Origin of the sequence: Ancylobacter polymorphus (genome assembly GCF_022836935.1) — a bacterium.
In the GTDB taxonomy this organism is placed as follows: Bacteria; Pseudomonadota; Alphaproteobacteria; order Rhizobiales; family Xanthobacteraceae; genus Ancylobacter; species Ancylobacter polymorphus_A.
This window is the reverse complement of record NZ_CP083239.1, coordinates 538,053-553,192: the sequence shown is the minus strand read 5'-3', so window position 1 is coordinate 553,192 and position 15,140 is coordinate 538,053. Positions and strand designations below refer to the sequence as shown.

Genomic DNA, 15,140 nt, shown 5'->3' with positions numbered 1-15,140 from the left:
CTGCCTGCCGCAACTGTTACGAATCTTGGTAAAGGGCTGGTTAATGACGGGGACGGCGATCGCGCCTTTCCCGGCTTTCCAAGGGGGCCGGACCGGTCGATTCCGGTTACCGCAGCGCCCCTTGCCGGGCGTTCTCGCGGCTCGCGCCGGCCTTCTCCCGCGCTTTACCCCCGACGGACAGATGGCCGAGGCATTCAATATACATCAATAGAAACAAGGGTTTGGGTTCTTATTTAACAGTAAGTTTCCCTAACGGAGGGTGTGACTTTCTCCCCTTGCGGCAACCTCTCTGCGACAGTGGGTCAACAGCGCTGACGCGTGACCCATCCCTTCCCCCCGGAGCTGCCCAGATGGATTTCACCTCCTACGAGGCCGAACGCACCCTCGACGTCGCCCACACCACGTCGGGCGAAGCCGGTTTTTTCACCATTGGCGACCTCGCCCGCGAATTCGGCGTGACGCTGCGCGCGCTGCGCTTCTATGAGGACAAGGGCCTGCTGGCGCCGCGCCGCGAGGGTCTTACCCGCCTCTACAGCGCCGCCGAGCGCTCGCGCCTCGCCATCATTCTGAAGGGCAAGAAGCTCGGCTTCACCCTCGCCGAGATCAAGGCCATGGTCGCGCTGCGCGAAGGCAGCGCCGTGCCGGCCGGCGGCCTCGCCCTCACCGCCGAGAAGTGCACCGAGCAGCTTGGCCTGCTGGAGCAGCAGAAGGTGGAGATCGAGGAAGCCATTGGCGAGCTGCGCCAGATGGTCGCCGCCTTCGCCACCCGCAGCGCGGCCTGACGCCTTCTTCCTCAGACCCGATCTGAACGGCGCCCCGGTGGGCGCCGTTTGCTTTTCGGTGCGGCGCCGGGTGGGGCGTGCCCACGGACGGCAAAAATCGGTTAGCGTGGGCGGCAAGGTCCGGATCACCCCGTTCAGCCGAGTGCCGCCATGTCGCGTTCCATCGACTATTATTTCTCCGTCATCAGCCCCTGGGCCTTCATCGGCCATGCCCGCTGTCTCGATCTGGCGCAACGCCATGGGGTGCGGGTGAATTTCCGCCCAGTGCAGCTTGGCGATCTGTTCGCCGAGACCGGCGGGCTGCCGCTCGCCAAGCGCCACCCCGCCCGCCAGCGTTACCGTCTGGTCGAGCTGAAGCGCTGGCGCGAGGCGCGGGGCGTCGACCTCCATGTCAAGCCGGCGCACTGGCCGTTCGATCCGAAGCCGGCCGACCGGCTGATCATCGCCGCGCAGATCGCCGGGCATGATGTCGGCCCGCTGGCGCAGCGGCTGATGTCCGGGGTGTGGCAGCGCGAGGAGAACCTCGCCGATGCCGCGACGCTCGCCACCGTGCTGGCGGACCTCGGCCTGCCGTCGGAGCTGCTTGACGCCGCCTCGCAGGACCGCACCGCCACCATCTACCAGGCCAATCACGATGCCGCCATCGAGGCGGACGTTTTCGGCTCGCCCGCCTATGTGCTGGATGGCGAGGTGTTCTGGGGCCAGGACCGGATCGAACTCCTCGACGCGGCGTTGTCGAGCGGGCGGGCGCCGTTCACGCCGTAACACGCACGCCCGCATCAGGCGAAGGAGGCCGAGCATGCGGCTGAGCACGGAAATGACGACACGCCTTGGCCGCGGGGGCCTCATCGTCGGCGCGGTCCTGCTGGCGGCAGGGGCGCAGGCGCAGCCGGGGCCGGGTGCGGGGGCTCCCCCGGCGGAGGCGACCGGCTTCACCATGCAGCCGGTGGAGGGCGGGCTGATGCGGCTCGACACCCGCACCGGGGCAATGTCGTTCTGTGCCGCCCGTGCCGGTGGCTGGAGCTGCGAGGCGGTGCCCGATGACCGGGCGGCGCTGGAAGCGGAGATCGGCCGGCTGCAGGCGCGGCTCGCGGCGCTGGAGAAGCGGGCCGCTGCCGGCGGTGCGGGCGTTCCCGACATCATGGCGCCACCGGAGGCGACGCCCCCGAAGGATGCGCCGCCTTCCGCCTCGCCCGAGGACCTGCCGGGGGAGGCGCGCCAGAAGCTCGACCAGGCGGTCGATCTAGCTGAGCACGCCTTCCGCCGCTTCGTCGAGATGATCGAGCGCCTGCGCAAGGACCTGCCGCCGGATGGCGCGCCCCCGCCGCCGAAGGGCGAGGGACTGTAGAGCCCCGTCGCTACGGTCAGCAGGTGCCGATAAAGGCGTGGATGCGCGCAAGCGCCTGGTCGGCCAGCGAGCCGGGGAAGCCGACAAAGACATGGCAGCCGCCGGGATAGACGGCGAGCTCCGCGCCATTTCCGGCGGCGAGCCAGCGCGGCGCCATGAACAGCGTGTCGTCCAGCAGCGCGTCGCGCGTGCCGATGGTGAACAGCGCCGGCGGCAGGCCCTTGAGGTCGGCATGCAGTGGCGAGATGTCCGACGCGGCGACGTCGCCGCCCTCGCGCAGATAGTGGCCGACGAAGACGTTGATATCGCGCGTGTTCAGCACCAGCGGCTCGTCGCCCCAGTTGCGGGCGCTCGGCGTTAGGCCGAGATCATAGGCGCCGGCATTGAGATTGGCCGCGCGGAACGGGGTGAGCCCGTGCCGGTCACGCAGGCGCAGCAATGTCGCCACCGAGAGATTGGCCCCGGCGGATTCCCCGCCAATGGCGAAGCGGTCGGTGCCGAACCGCGCCGGCCCCTCGCGCAGCAGCCACAGCGCGGCAGCCTCGCAATCGTCCGGGCCGGCGGGATAGGGGTGCTCCGGCGCCAGCCGGTAATCGACCGAGACCACGGCGAAGCCGGTGCGTTCGACGAAGCGGTGGTTGAGCCCGTCATTCTCGCGCGCCGAGCCGAGGCACCAGCCGCCGCCATGAAGATGCAGATACACGCCCCTGGCCGGCGTTGGCGGGGTGAGGATGCGCAGCGGGATGGGGCCGCGCGGGCCCTCGATCTCGATCGCCTTGGCATAGGGGCTTTCCGGCGAGAGCGGGAACGGGCCCTTTCCCTCCAGCCGCAGCTTGCGCAGCATGGCCATGGGAAAAACCCAGCGGTCCGGCACGGCGCCGAGCGCCTTGATGATGCTGGCGTTCACCGCCCGCGTGTCCGGGGCGATGGCCGAGGAGTCAAACAGGGCGGGATCAACCACCAGCGGGGCGGCAGCGCGCGCGGGCGCCGGGGAAGGCATCGAACTCATAGGCAAGCGACACTCCGAAGATCGGGGGTGGCGAAGGACCTGTCATCAGGGGCTGATCGGGTCTATCCAAGCCTAGCTGGCGCGCGACGTCCAGCGCGCAAGGGGGCAGGAGGCATGCCGATGGCGCGGATCCGTCAGGGCGAGGTGCGCGAAAGCGCGGTGACGCGGCGGTTCACCACCCTTCTCACCGTCGACACGCCGGGGCGGGGTTTTATTGAGATCACCGCGCCGGTGGCGGCCTTCCTCGCCGAGATCGGCGCCGGCGAGGGCGAGGTGTCGGTGTTCTGCCGCCACACCTCCGCGTCTCTCACCTTGCAGGAAAATGCCGACCCGGATGTGAAGACGGACCTGCTCACCGCGCTGGAACGGCTGGCGCCGGAGCATGCGGGATGGGTTCACGATCTCGAAGGGCCGGACGACATGCCCGCCCATATCAAGGCCGTGCTCACCGGGGTGCATCTCGCCGTGCCGGTTCTTGGCGGGCGGATGGCGCTCGGCACCTGGCAGGGGCTGTATCTCGTCGAGCACCGGGTGCGGGCGCACCGGCGCGAATTGGTTGTGGCCTTTGTCGGCGAGGCCCACTAAAGGTCGCGTAACGACCGGCGGTCAGGCCCGCAGCGGGCCCGCCGGCGGCGTGGCTTGCGGTGGCGGTCCGTCCGCACCATGATCGCGGCACGGGCCCGCGGCGAGAACGGGTCGGTGCAGGTGGAGGGGGCCGCTGCGCGTGGATAGGACGACGAGTTTCCGGCTGGTGATCGCCGACGATCACCCGCTGTTCCGGGGCGCGCTGCGCGAGGCGCTGTCCCGCCAGTTTCCCGAGGCGGAACTGTTCGAGGCCGGCGGCTTCGAGGATCTTCAGGCGCTGCTGGAGCGCGAGAGCGACCTCGACCTGATCCTGCTCGATCTCACCATGCCCGGGGTGCGCGGCTTTTCCGGGCTGATGTATTTGCGCGCGCAATATCCCGGCATTCCGGTCGTGGTGGTGTCCGCCAATGAGGAAGCCGGCGTCATCCGCAACTGCATGGAATTCGGCGCCTCCGGCTTCATCCCGAAGACCAGCGCGGCCGAGACCATGCGCGAGGCCATCGCCGCCGTGCTGGAGGGCCGCACCTGGACGCCGCGCGATGTCGATCTCTCCGGCGGTTCCGACAAGGAGACGCAGGCCCTCGTCGCCCGCCTCGCCACGCTGACCCCGCAGCAGGTGCGGGTGCTGATGATGCTGTCCGAAGGCCTGCTCAACAAGCAGATCGCCTATGAGCTCGGCGTCTCCGAGGCGACGGTGAAGGCGCATGTCTCCGCCATCCTGCAGAAGTTGGGGGTCGAGAGCCGCACCCAGGCGGTGATCGCGGCCTCGAAGATCGAGGGCGGCACCTGGGCGCAGGGTTCGCAGCCGGCGGGGTGAGCGCCATGACCGCGCGGGATACGCTCTTTCTGCTGCGGCCCGGCTTTGCCGATCCGGCCTATCCCGGGCAGACATTCTATTGCTGGCACTGTGCCCTGATCGAGGGCGTGCTCGCCTCCTTTCCCGATCTCGCCGCTTGCGTCGCTGTCGAGCGGATCGACTGGGTAAGACCTCGGCAGGCGCTCATTCGCATCGTCGGCGAGGCGCACCAGTCGCTCCCGCTGCTCTTGCTGGCTCCTGGCGCGACCTCGGCCCATGAGACGGGCCGTCATGAAGGGCGGGGCTTCATCGCCGACAAGGATGGAATTCTCGCGGCGTTGAGCGAGAGGCACGGCTTTCCCGATCCGCATCCCTGAGACGGGCGTTCTTCACTCCGCCGCCGCCCGCGCGGCGCGGCACTGGGCGAGGAGAGCCCGCAGCGCCGCCGGGCGCACCGGCTTGTTCAGCACTTCCATCTCCGTCGCCTTCGCTCCGTCGCGCACGCGCTTGGAGCGGTCGGCGGTGATCAGCACGGCCGGCAGGCTCTGGCCGAGCTTCCAGCGCAGTTTCTTGGTCGCCTCGATGCCGTCGCCGGCATCGAGATGATAGTCGATCAGCAGCACGTCGGGCGGGGCCCGCCGCTCGCGCAGCATGGCGAGCGCCACCTCGACGCCCGGCGCTTTCAACACCTCGCAGCCCCAGCCATGCAGCAGCGTCTCCATGCCGTCGAGAATGGCGGGGTCGTTGTCGATGCACAGCACGCTGAGGCCCTGAAGCGTCGCCAGCGGCGCCGCCGCGCGCGGTGAAGGCGTCTCGCGGGCGGGCAGGGCCGGGGCGGCCGGCAGTTCGACGGAGAACACCGAGCCCTTGCCGGGCACGGAAGCCAGGGTGATGCTGTGGCCGAGCACGCGGGCGATGCGCTCGACGATGGACAGGCCGAGACCCAGCCCGCGCGCCACCCGCGCGCCTTCGTCGAGGCGCTGGAACTCCTTGAAGATGATCTTCTGCTTGGCCTGCGGCACGCCGACACCGGTGTCCAGCACCTCGATGCGTAGCTTTCCGCGCCGCCGGCGCACGCCCACCAGCACCCGGCCGCGCGGCGTGTATTTGATGGCGTTGGAAACGAGGTTCTGCAGCAGCCGGCGCAGCAGCCGCCGGTCCGAACGCACGGCGGCCGAACTCGGCACGAAGGTGAGGCGCAGCCCCTTCTCGGTCGCCATCGGGGCGAATTCGACGTCGAGCTGGCGGAAGATCTCATCGAGGCGCAGCGCGGCGAATTCCGGCTTGTGGGCGCCGGCGTCGAGGCGGGAAATGTCGAGCAGGGCGCCGAGAATTTCCTCCACCGCTTCCAGCGAGGCATCGACATTGCGGGCGAGGCGGGCATCGTCGCCGCCCTCGGCGCGCTCGACCAGGCTGGTGGCGTAGAGCCGGGCGGCGTTCAGCGGCTGCAGAATGTCGTGGCTGGCGGCGGCGAGGAAGCGGGTCTTGGAGATGTTGGCCTCGTCCGCCTCGGATTTCGCCTGCGCCAGCTGGGCGTTGAGGTTCTCCAGCGCCTTGGTGCGCTCGCGCACCCGCCGCTCCAGCGTCTCATTGGCGCGCTCCAGCGCCTCGGCGGCTTCCACGCTGGGGGTGATGTCGGTGAAGGTCACCACCACCCCGCCATCCGGCATGGTGCTGACGCGCACCTCCATCACCACCCCGCGCGGGGCGAGCCGTTCCTGGAAGGCGACATTGCGCCGGGCATAGCGCGAGAGCTTCTCGCGCACGATCTCCTCCACCGGGCCGGGGCCGAACTGGCCGGCGACGGCGTTGAAGCGGATGATCTGGTCGATCCCGACGCCGATGCGCAGGATTTCCGGCGGCAGGTCCAGCATCTCGCCGAATTGGCGGTTCCAGGTGACGAGCCGCAGGTCGCGGTCGAACACCGCGATGCCCTGGCGCACATGGTCGAGCGCGGTCTGCAGGATTTCGCGGTTGTACTGGATGGCGGCGGAGGCGTCGTCGAGCAGCTTCAGCGCCGCCTTGGTGGAAACGGTGCGCTTGCGCAGCATCAGCGACAGCACGAGCCGCGAGGAAGCGGCGCCGATGGCCGAGGCGAGCAGGTGCTCGGCATAGCGGATGAGCTGGAAATCCGCCTCGCGGCCCGGCTCCAGCGACACGCCGCGCATCGCCGCCACGCTCTCGAACGAGGCGCGCGTGCGCTCCTCGCCGAGATAGCGGGCGACGGTGGCGATGAGTTCGCCCACCGTCACCGGCGAGCGCCACAGCCGGAAGCTCGGGGCGGAGGGCGCGTGCTCGCTCTGCACGAACACGCTGGCCTGCAGCCGCTCGATCGGCGTCGGCCGGCGGATCATGGAGGCGGCGAAGAAAACCAGCACATTGACCGTGAGGCTCCACAGCACGCCATGCACCAGCGGGCTCGCCTGCACGCCGAGCAGCGCCTGCGGCCGCAGGAAGGCGAGGCCCATCGGCCCCTCGCTCACCAGCGCCGGGCTGAACAGGCCGGCATCGACCAGATTGGGCAGCAGCAGCGTGTAGGCCCAGAGCGCGATGCCGGCGGCGATGCCGGCCAGCGCGCCGAGCCCGGTGCCGCGCCGCCAGACGAGGCCGATCAGCAGCGCCGGCCCGAACTGGGCGACGGCGGCGAAGGACAACAGGCCGATCTGCGCCAGCTGCGCCTCGCCGGTGACGCGGTAATAGAGATAGGCCAGCAGCAGGATGGCGAAGATGGCGATGCGGCGCACGGTGAGCAGGCGGTGGCCCATGTCCACATGCTCCGGCGCGGCCCCCGCGCGCCCCGCCTCGTCGCCGTCGCGCAGCCGGCGGCCGCGCACCATCAGCGGCATGAAGATGTCGTTCGACACCATGACGGCGAGCGCCACCGTCTCGACGATCACCATGGCGGTGGCGGCGGAAAGCCCGCCGACAAAGGCCACCAGCGACATGAGCTGCGCCCCGGCCGAGAGCGGCAGGGTGACGACATACATGTCGCCATCGATGAAGCCGGGCGGAAAGGCGACGAGACCGGCCACCGCAATGGGGATGACGAACAGGTTGATCAGCACGAGATAGAGCGGGAACAGCCAGCGGGCGGTGCGGATCTCGCTTTCCGAGGTGTTCTCCACCACCGCGACATGGAACTGGCGCGGCAGCAGCAGGATGGCGAGCGCCGAGAGCAGGGTCATCGCCGCCCAGCTGCCGAGACTGAAGCCGTCGGTCAGCACCGGCAGCACGCCCTTCTCGGCCGCCTTGTCGAACAGGTCCCACGGGCCGGCGAACATACCGAAGACCACGAACAGGCCGACCGCGAGAAAGCTCACCAGCTTGACGATGGATTCTGTCGCCACCGCCAGCATCAGCCCTTCCTGATGCTCGGTGGCGTCGATGTGGCGGGTGCCGAACAGCACCGCGAACACCGCCATCGCCACCGCGACGGTGAGCGCGAGATCGCCCACCAGCGGGTAATGCAGCCCCAGCCCGTCGAAATCGCCGAGCATGGCGAGCAGGGCGGCGGACACGGCCTTCAGCTGCAGCGCGATGTAGGGCAGCGAGCCGACAATGGCGACGCCCGCCACCAGCGCCGCCACGCCCTGGCTTTTGCCATAGCGGGCGGCGACGAAATCGGCGATCGAGGTGATGTTCTGCCCCTTGGCGAGCCGCACCAGCCGCAGCAGGAACGGCGTGCCCATCGCGAAGACCAGGATCGGGCCGATATAGATGGTGAGGAAGTTGATGCCCTGGGTGGTGGCAAGGCCCACCGAGCCGAAGAAGGTCCACGACGTGCAATAGACCGCCAGAGAGAGCGAATAGATATAGGGCCGCCCCTCGCGTCCGCGCCGCGGCAGGCGCCGGTCGCCGAAGCTCGCCACGGCGAAGAGGAAGCCGATATAGACGAGCGCGACGGCAATGATCGACCATGCCTGAAGCATGCACTCTCCCGGCGGCGAGGGGCCTTCGTCTTTATGCGCCGCGCCCGCCCGCGCCGGCAAGATGGGGCGCGGCGGCGCCTGTCCACCGCATGGGGGTGCCGCAAGGGTTGCCGGGACCAGCGGCGCGTATCACAGTGGCACGGTCGCTCGGCAGTGCATCGGAGGTCGCATGAGCAAGGTTCTCACCGAATTCCGCGAATTCGCGGTGAAGGGCAATGTGGTCGATCTCGCCATCGGCGTGATCATCGGCGCCGCCTTCGGGCAGATCGTCTCGTCCATCGTCACCGACCTGTTCATGCCGGTGGTCGGCGCGGTGTTCGGCGGCCTCGACTTCTCCAACTATTTCGTCGGGCTCTCCCCCAATGTCACCGCCACCTCGCTCGCCGCCGCGCGCGAGCAGGGCGCGGTGTTCGCCTATGGCCACTTCCTCACCGTAGTGATCAATTTCCTCATCATCGCCTGGATCCTGTTCCTGGTGGTGAAGGGCATCAACCGGCTGCGCCGCAACGCCGCCAAGGAGCCGCCGGCGCCCGCACCGCCCACCAAGGAAGAGGTGCTGCTCACCGAAATCCGCGATCTTCTGGCAAAGAAGGTCTGACCCGCCCGCCGGCGTCTACGGCCATGGGAGGGCTGTGACGCGGGCGCGAGACCGGGTAGAAGCGCGCAGTTCCCGTGAGTGCCAGTCTATGACCACCTTCACCCGCCTTGCCATTGCCGATGTCGTTCTCGTCCAGCCGGTCCGCCATGGCGACGCGCGGGGCTATTTCTGCGAGACCTACAAGAAGCCGCAGTTCGACGCCTTCGGCCTCGACATCACCTTCGTGCAGGACAATGAATCGCTCTCGCGCGAGGTCGGCGTGGTGCGGGGCCTGCACTTCCAGACCCCGCCCATGGTGCAGGCCAAGCTGGTGCGGGCGGTGCGCGGCGCGATCTTCGACGTGGCGGTGGATATCCGCAAGGGTTCGCCCAGCTATGGGCGCTGGGTGGCGGCGACGCTGACGGCTGAAAAGGGCGAGCAATTGCTGGTGCCGCATGGTTTCGCCCATGGCTTCTGCACGTTGGAGCCCGATACGATCGTGGCCTACAAGGTCGACGCGCCTTACTCGCCGCCGCACGATGCCGGCATACGCTGGGACGACCCGGACCTTGCCATCGACTGGCCGCTGGCGGCCGGGGCGGCGATCCTCTCCAGCAAGGACCGGGCGGCGCCGCTGCTGCGCGACTATGCGAGCCCCTTCACCTTCCAGCCGGCGGAGGCGTGAGAGCATGAGTGTTCCCGCCCAGCGCGTTCTCGTCACCGGCGGCGCCGGCTTCATCGGTTCGGCGGTGGTGCGCCGGCTGGTGCGGCAGGGCCGGCAGGTGCTGACCTATGACAAGCTGACCTATGCCGGCAATCTCGCCTCGCTGGGCGAGGTGCACAATCTGCCCGGCCACAGCTTCCTTCAGGCCGATATCTGCGACGGCAAGGCCTTCCGCGCCGCGCTGGCGGAATTCCGGCCCGATCTGGTGATGCACCTCGCCGCGGAGTCGCATGTCGACCGCTCCATCGACGGGCCGGGCGACTTCATCCGCACCAATATCGTCGGCACCTACACGCTGCTGGAGGAGACGCTGGCCTATTGGCGCGGGCTTGACGGCGCCGCGCGGGGGCGCTTTCGCTTCCATCACATCTCCACCGACGAGGTCTATGGCACGCTGGGCGCGGAAGGGCTTTTTCGCGAGGACACGCCCTATCAGCCCAATTCCCCGTACTCGGCTTCGAAAGCCTCCTCCGACCATCTGGTGCGGGCCTGGTTCCACACCTATGGGCTGCCGGTGGTGATGTCGAACTGCTCGAACAATTACGGGCCGTATCATTTCCCGGAAAAGCTGATCCCGCTCACCATCCTCAACGCGCTGGAGGGCGCGCCGCTGCCGGTCTATGGCAAGGGCGAGAATGTGCGCGACTGGCTCTATGTCGACGACCACGCCGCCGCGCTCGATCTCATCGCCACGCGCGGCCGGCTCGGCGAGAGCTACAATGTCGGCGGCAACAATGAGCGTCGCAACATCGACGTGGTACGCACCATCTGCGCCATCATGGACCGCGTGGTGCCGGATGCGAAAATCGGCCCGCGCGAGGGGCTGATCCGCTTCGTCACCGACCGGCCGGGCCATGATGCGCGCTACGCCATCGACGCCACCAAGCTGACGCGCGAGCTCGGCTGGGTGCCGGCGGAAACCTTCGAGAGCGGCATCGAGAAGACGGTGCGCTGGTATCTCGACAATCCCGGCTGGTGGGAGCCGCTGAAGGCGCGCTACGCCCGCCAGCGCATCGGTCTCGCGACATGACCCGGCTTCTGCTCCTCGGCGCCGGCGGGCAGGTCGGCCGCGAAATCGCGGCGCAGGCGGCGGGCGCCGGCCATGAGCTGGTGGCGCTCGACCATGCTGGGCTCGACATTACGGACGCCGCCGCGCTCACGCGGGCGCTGGCCACCGCCCGGCCGGAAGTGGTGATCAACGCCGCCGCCTATACGGCGGTGGACCGCGCCGAAAGCGAGCCGGAGCGCGCGCATCTCATCAATGCGGCGGCCCCGGGCCTGATCGCGCAGGCCTGCGCCGAACAGGGCGCGGCACTGATCCATCTCTCCACCGACTATGTGTTCGACGGCACCAAGCAGGGCGCCTATGTCGAGACCGATCCCGTCGCCCCGCTCGGCGTCTATGGCGCCTCGAAGGAAGAGGGCGAGCGGGCGGTGCGCGCCGCGCTGGCGCGCCATCTCATCATCCGCACCTCCTGGGTCTATGGCGTCCATGGCGCCAATTTTCTCAAGACCATGCTGCGGCTCGCCGCCGAGCGCGACCGGCTGACCATCGTCGCCGACCAGCGCGGCTGCCCGACCGCGACGCGCGACATCGCCGATGGGCTGCTGGCCGCCGCACCCCTGCTCGCCGCCGGCACGCTCGCCCCGACCACCTATCACCTCGCCGGCAGCGGGGCGACGACCTGGTTCGACTTCGCCAGGGCCATCGTCGAACGGGCGGGTCTGCATACTGGCCGCCATCCCGAGATCGTGCCGATCACGACAGCGGACTACCCCACCCCGGCGCGCCGCCCGGCCAATTCGGAGCTTTCCAGCGTGGCCTTCGCGCAGGCCAGCGGCTTCCGTGCCGCGCCGTGGCAGGACCGGGTGGTCGAGGTGGTCGACACGCTTCTCGCCTCGCCGGCCGGCTGATTGCACAGGACACGGACACCTATGAAGGGCATCATCCTCGCCGGCGGTTCCGGCACGCGGCTCCACCCGATCACCCTCGTGGTGTCGAAGCAGCTGCTGCCGGTCTATGACAAGCCGATGATCTACTATCCCCTCACCACGCTGATGATGGCGGGTATCCGGGACATTCTGGTCATCACCACGCCGCATGACAGCCCGCTGTTCCAGAAGCTGCTGGGCGACGGCGCTCAATTCGGCCTGCGGCTCAGCTACGCCGTGCAGGACAGCCCGCGCGGGCTGGCGGATGCCTTCCTCGTCGGGCGGGATTTCATCGGCGACGACCCCGTGGCGCTGGTGCTGGGCGACAATCTGTTCTTCGGCCACGGCCTGCCGGAACTGCTCGGCAAGGCAGCAGCGCGTGAGACCGGCGCCACCGTGTTCGGCTACCCCGTCAAGGACCCCGAGCGCTACGGCGTGGTGGAAATGGGGCCGGGCGGCAAGGTGATCTCGATCGAGGAAAAGCCCGCCGTCCCACGCTCCAATCTCGCCGTGACGGGGCTCTATTTCTACGACAACCGGGTGGTGGAGATCGCCGCCGGGCTGAAACCCTCGGCGCGCGGCGAGATCGAGATCACCGATGTGAACCGCGCCTATATGGAGCGGGGCGAGCTCGACGTGCTGATGATGGGCCGGGGCTTCGCCTGGCTCGACACCGGCACGCCGGAATCGCTGATCGAGGCGGCGCAGTTCGTGCAGATTCTCGAAAGCCGGCAGGGCCTGCGCATCGCCTCGCCGGAGGAGGTCGCCTTCCGCGCCGGCTTCATCGATGCCGCGCAGCTGCGCGCGCTCGGCGAGGCGCAGAAGAAATCGGCCTATGGCGCCTATCTGCTGCGCGTCGCGGAGGAAGCCGGCTGAGCGGGCGGCGCGATCCATCGCCTTTTTTCATCGCCGCTTCACCTCTTTGAATGAGGGGGCGCCGTCTCCCGGTTGTAGACTGGCGTCCCGCCCTTTCCCAGGTTCCCCTCATGTCCGCCGACGCCGCACCCTACCTTCCCGCGCCCTCGCTGCTCGATCACATCCGCCCGCAGGCCCTGTCCCTGCCGGAAAGCGGCATTGTCGAGGTGATGAATTACGGCCGCCGCAAAGAGGGGCTGATCCCGCTCTGGGCCGGCGAGGGCGACCTGCCGACCCCCGCCTTCATCAGCGAGGCGGCGACGCGCTCGCTGGCGGCGGGCGAGACCTTCTACACCTGGCAGCGCGGCATACCGGAACTGCGCGCGGCCATTGCCGGCTACATGCACCGGCTCTATGGCGTGGCCGACGACCCCGAGCGCTATTACGTCACCGGCTCCGGCATGCAGGCGATCCAGGTGGCGCTGGCGCTCACTCTGTCGGCCGGCGAGGAAATCCTCATTCCCTCGCCCTCCTGGCCCAATGCCGCCGCGGCGGCCGAGGTGGTGGGCGCGCGGCCGGTGTTCGTGCCCTTCTCCTTCGATGAGACTCGCGGCTTCTGGCTTGATCTCGACCGGCTGGAGAGCGCGGTGACGCCGCGCACGCGGGTGATCTTCATCAACTCGCCGGCCAACCCGACCGGCTTCGTCGCCTCAGCGGACACGTTGCGCGGCGTGCTCGACATCGCCCGCCGGCACGGGCTGTGGATCGTCGCCGACGAGATCTATGGCCGCTTCTTCTACGACGCGGAGGAGGGCGGCCCGGCCCTCGCCCCCTCCTTCCACGACGTGATGGCGGAGGACGACCGCATCCTCTTCGTCCAGACCTTCTCCAAGAACTGGGCGATGACCGGCTGGCGGCTCGGCTGGATCGAGGCGCATCCCTCGCTCGGCCCGGTGCTGGAGAACCTGATCCAGTATTCCACCTCCGGCGTCGCCGCCTTCATGCAGCGGGCGGGCGTGGCGGCGCTGGAGCGCGGCGAGAGCTTCGTCGCCCACCAGATCGAGCGGGCGCGGCGCGGGCGCGACATCGTGGCGAAGGGGCTCGCCTCCTCCAACCGCGTGCGCTTCGCCACGCCGCCGGGGGCGTTCTACATGTTCTTCGGCGTCGAGGGCGAGCCGGACATGCGCGCCCTCGCGCTAAAGCTCGTGGACGAGGCGGGCATCGGCCTCGCCCCCGGCACGGCCTTCGGCCCGGGCGGAGAGAACTATATCCGCCTGTGCTTCGCCCGCGGCGAGGCGCAGATGACGGAGGCGACCGACCGGCTCGTGCGCTGGCTGCAGAAATGAGTTGTCCGCGCCGCCGGCGCCGGCGAAATCGCGCAACGGCCGGTTGCGGCGGGCGGGTGGCGGGAGCACACTGAAATCATGAAGGATTTTGCCTCCCCGCCGGCGCCGCCCTCCGCTTCACCCGAAACCTCGCCGCACCCGCCGACGGTGTCGGAGGCGCGGCTGCTGTCGGTGCTGGACACGGCGGCCGATGGCATCATCGTCATCGACGAGCATGCCCGCATCCTCATTTTCAACAAGGCCTGCGAGAAGATGTTCGGCATCGCCGCCGCCGAGGCGGTGGGCCAGAACGTCAAGCTGGTGATGCCGAGCGACTATGCGCGCCAGCACGACGCCTATGTCGGCAGCTATATCCGCACCGGGGTGAAGAAGATCATCGGCATCGGCCGCGAGGTGCAGGGCCGGCATGCCGATGGCACGGTGTTTCCGCTGGAACTCTCGGTCGGCGAGGCGGCGACGCCGGAAGGGCGGCAGTTCATCGGCATTCTGCGTGACCTGCGCCCGCGCAAGGAAAGCGAGCAGCGCCTCGCCGATCTGCAGAGCGAACTCGTCCATCTCGCCCGCGTCTCCGCCATCGACGAGATGGGCGCCGCCATCGCCCATGAGCTGAACCAGCCGCTGACCGCGCTGATGCTCTATCTGCAGGCGATCCGCCGCGCCCATAGCCGTGGCGTCGATATCGTCACCGTGGTGGGGGATATTCTCGACAAGGCGGCGGGCGAGGCCGAGCGGGCCGGCCACATCATCCAGCGCATGCGTCAATTCGTGGAGAAGCGCGACCCCGAGCGCCATGCGCGCGCGCTCGACCCGCTGATCGACGAGGCGATCGACCTCACCTTGCTCGGCCAGCGCCACCGCATCCGCATCGAGCGCGAGCCGGGGCAGAACCTGCCGCCGGTCTCGGTCGATCCGGTGCAGGTGCAGCAGATCGTGGTCAATCTGGTGCGCAACGCCATCGAGGCCGCCGCCGGCGCGCCCGATCCGGCGATCCGCATCCGCACCCTTGCCAGCGACGGCAGCGTCCGGCTGGAAGTGCAGGACAACGGCCCCGGCATCGCGCCCGAAGCGCTGCCCAAGCTGTTCGAGGCCTTCGCTAGTTCAAAACGTCGCGGTATGGGGCTCGGCCTTGCGATTTCGCGGACGATCGCCCAGAACCACGGGGGAGACCTGCTGGTCGATCCCGGCGGCAATGGCAGGGGCGCGTGCTTCACGCTGGTGCTGCCGGCGGCGCCGGTGCCGGACGAGGTCGGGTGAGGA

The 15,140-nt window shown here is 69.0% G+C and carries 15 protein-coding genes; 13 read left to right on the top strand and 2 right to left on the bottom strand.

The window, feature by feature from the left end; translation table 11 throughout:
* Positions 1-350: 350 nt before the first annotated feature.
* The 3 genes from K9D25_RS02530 (at position 351) to K9D25_RS02520 (ending at position 2,130) form a co-directional block, all read left to right on the top strand.
* A complete protein-coding gene (locus K9D25_RS02530) occupies positions 351-782 on the top strand; it encodes a MerR family transcriptional regulator (protein WP_244378945.1) in 432 nt (143 codons plus the stop codon).
* A gap of 150 nt (positions 783-932) precedes the next feature.
* The gene (locus tag K9D25_RS02525; RefSeq protein WP_244378943.1) at positions 933-1,547 is read left to right on the top strand and encodes a 2-hydroxychromene-2-carboxylate isomerase; all 615 of its coding nucleotides are present in this window, start codon (positions 933-935) and stop codon (positions 1,545-1,547) included.
* Positions 1,548-1,581: 34 nt separating this feature from the next.
* Complete coding sequence (locus K9D25_RS02520; RefSeq protein WP_244378941.1) at positions 1,582-2,130, top strand: hypothetical protein; 549 nt, start codon at positions 1,582-1,584, stop codon at positions 2,128-2,130.
* Between the two features lie 16 nt (positions 2,131-2,146).
* Here the strand turns inward: K9D25_RS02520 and K9D25_RS02515 are convergent, their stop codons facing one another.
* Positions 2,147-3,130 carry an alpha/beta hydrolase gene (locus K9D25_RS02515; protein ID WP_432207933.1) on the bottom strand — a complete coding sequence of 328 codons (984 nt, stop codon included), beginning with the start codon at positions 3,128-3,130 and terminating at the stop codon, positions 2,147-2,149.
* 129 nt (positions 3,131-3,259) lie between these two features.
* Between K9D25_RS02515 and K9D25_RS02510 the strand changes: the two genes are divergently transcribed.
* The 3 genes from K9D25_RS02510 (at position 3,260) to K9D25_RS02500 (ending at position 4,897) form a co-directional block, all read left to right on the top strand.
* Positions 3,260-3,724, top strand: coding sequence for a secondary thiamine-phosphate synthase enzyme YjbQ (locus K9D25_RS02510; protein ID WP_244378937.1), 465 nt, complete (start codon positions 3,260-3,262; stop codon positions 3,722-3,724).
* Between the two features lie 139 nt (positions 3,725-3,863).
* Positions 3,864-4,541, top strand: a complete 678-nt coding sequence (locus tag K9D25_RS02505; RefSeq protein ID WP_244378935.1) for a response regulator transcription factor — start codon at positions 3,864-3,866, stop codon at positions 4,539-4,541.
* A 5-nt stretch (positions 4,542-4,546) separates the two neighbouring features.
* Positions 4,547-4,897, top strand: a complete 351-nt coding sequence (locus K9D25_RS02500; RefSeq protein ID WP_244378933.1) for a DUF3088 domain-containing protein — start codon at positions 4,547-4,549, stop codon at positions 4,895-4,897.
* A gap of 12 nt (positions 4,898-4,909) precedes the next feature.
* Here the strand turns inward: K9D25_RS02500 and K9D25_RS02495 are convergent, their stop codons facing one another.
* Complete coding sequence (locus tag K9D25_RS02495; RefSeq protein ID WP_244378931.1) at positions 4,910-8,449, bottom strand: PAS domain-containing hybrid sensor histidine kinase/response regulator; 3,540 nt, start codon at positions 8,447-8,449, stop codon at positions 4,910-4,912.
* Positions 8,450-8,618: 169 nt separating this feature from the next.
* On the opposite strand from K9D25_RS02495, the gene mscL reads away from it, so the two are divergent.
* The 7 genes from mscL to K9D25_RS02460 all read left to right on the top strand — a co-directional run bounded on the left by mscL (position 8,619) and on the right by K9D25_RS02460 (position 15,137).
* Positions 8,619-9,047: a large conductance mechanosensitive channel protein MscL gene (gene mscL / locus K9D25_RS02490; RefSeq protein WP_244378929.1), complete on the top strand. Its 429-nt coding sequence runs from the start codon at positions 8,619-8,621 to the stop codon at positions 9,045-9,047.
* An 88-nt stretch (positions 9,048-9,135) separates the two neighbouring features.
* A complete protein-coding gene (gene rfbC, locus K9D25_RS02485) occupies positions 9,136-9,711 on the top strand; it encodes a dTDP-4-dehydrorhamnose 3,5-epimerase (protein ID WP_244378927.1) in 576 nt (191 codons plus the stop codon).
* A 4-nt stretch (positions 9,712-9,715) separates the two neighbouring features.
* A complete protein-coding gene (rfbB, locus tag K9D25_RS02480) occupies positions 9,716-10,780 on the top strand; it encodes a dTDP-glucose 4,6-dehydratase (protein WP_244378925.1) in 1,065 nt (354 codons plus the stop codon).
* Positions 10,777-11,664 carry a dTDP-4-dehydrorhamnose reductase gene (gene rfbD / locus K9D25_RS02475; protein ID WP_244378924.1) on the top strand — a complete coding sequence of 296 codons (888 nt, stop codon included), beginning with the start codon at positions 10,777-10,779 and terminating at the stop codon, positions 11,662-11,664. The genes rfbB and rfbD overlap by 4 nt, the downstream gene beginning before the upstream one ends.
* Positions 11,665-11,685: 21 nt before the next feature.
* Positions 11,686-12,558, top strand: a complete 873-nt coding sequence (rfbA, locus tag K9D25_RS02470; RefSeq protein ID WP_244378923.1) for a glucose-1-phosphate thymidylyltransferase RfbA — start codon at positions 11,686-11,688, stop codon at positions 12,556-12,558.
* A gap of 110 nt (positions 12,559-12,668) precedes the next feature.
* Positions 12,669-13,883: a pyridoxal phosphate-dependent aminotransferase gene (locus K9D25_RS02465; RefSeq protein WP_244378922.1), complete on the top strand. Its 1,215-nt coding sequence runs from the start codon at positions 12,669-12,671 to the stop codon at positions 13,881-13,883.
* Positions 13,884-13,961: 78 nt separating this feature from the next.
* Positions 13,962-15,137, top strand: a complete 1,176-nt coding sequence (locus K9D25_RS02460) for a sensor histidine kinase (RefSeq protein ID WP_244378921.1) — start codon at positions 13,962-13,964, stop codon at positions 15,135-15,137.
* The last annotated feature ends 3 nt before the right edge of the window (positions 15,138-15,140 follow it).

What these genes read in the sequence shown, in the direction of transcription:
- K9D25_RS02530 (WP_244378945.1), top strand. Translation starts at nt 351, where the DNA reads ATGGATTTCACCTCCTACGAGGCCGAACGCACCCTCGACGTCGCCCAC.
- K9D25_RS02525 (WP_244378943.1), top strand. Translation starts at nt 933, where the DNA reads ATGTCGCGTTCCATCGACTATTATTTCTCCGTCATCAGCCCCTGGGCC.
- K9D25_RS02520 (WP_244378941.1), top strand. Translation starts at nt 1,582, where the DNA reads ATGCGGCTGAGCACGGAAATGACGACACGCCTTGGCCGCGGGGGCCTC.
- K9D25_RS02515 (WP_432207933.1), bottom strand. Translation starts at nt 3,130, where the DNA reads ATGCCTTCCCCGGCGCCCGCGCGCGCTGCCGCCCCGCTGGTGGTTGAT.
- K9D25_RS02510 (WP_244378937.1), top strand. Translation starts at nt 3,260, where the DNA reads ATGGCGCGGATCCGTCAGGGCGAGGTGCGCGAAAGCGCGGTGACGCGG.
- K9D25_RS02500 (WP_244378933.1), top strand. Translation starts at nt 4,547, where the DNA reads ATGACCGCGCGGGATACGCTCTTTCTGCTGCGGCCCGGCTTTGCCGAT.
- K9D25_RS02495 (WP_244378931.1), bottom strand. Translation starts at nt 8,449, where the DNA reads ATGCTTCAGGCATGGTCGATCATTGCCGTCGCGCTCGTCTATATCGGC.
- mscL (WP_244378929.1), top strand. Translation starts at nt 8,619, where the DNA reads ATGAGCAAGGTTCTCACCGAATTCCGCGAATTCGCGGTGAAGGGCAAT.
- rfbC (WP_244378927.1), top strand. Translation starts at nt 9,136, where the DNA reads ATGACCACCTTCACCCGCCTTGCCATTGCCGATGTCGTTCTCGTCCAG.
- rfbB (WP_244378925.1), top strand. Translation starts at nt 9,716, where the DNA reads ATGAGTGTTCCCGCCCAGCGCGTTCTCGTCACCGGCGGCGCCGGCTTC.
- rfbD (WP_244378924.1), top strand. Translation starts at nt 10,777, where the DNA reads ATGACCCGGCTTCTGCTCCTCGGCGCCGGCGGGCAGGTCGGCCGCGAA.
- rfbA (WP_244378923.1), top strand. Translation starts at nt 11,686, where the DNA reads ATGAAGGGCATCATCCTCGCCGGCGGTTCCGGCACGCGGCTCCACCCG.
- K9D25_RS02465 (WP_244378922.1), top strand. Translation starts at nt 12,669, where the DNA reads ATGTCCGCCGACGCCGCACCCTACCTTCCCGCGCCCTCGCTGCTCGAT.
- K9D25_RS02460 (WP_244378921.1), top strand. Translation starts at nt 13,962, where the DNA reads ATGAAGGATTTTGCCTCCCCGCCGGCGCCGCCCTCCGCTTCACCCGAA.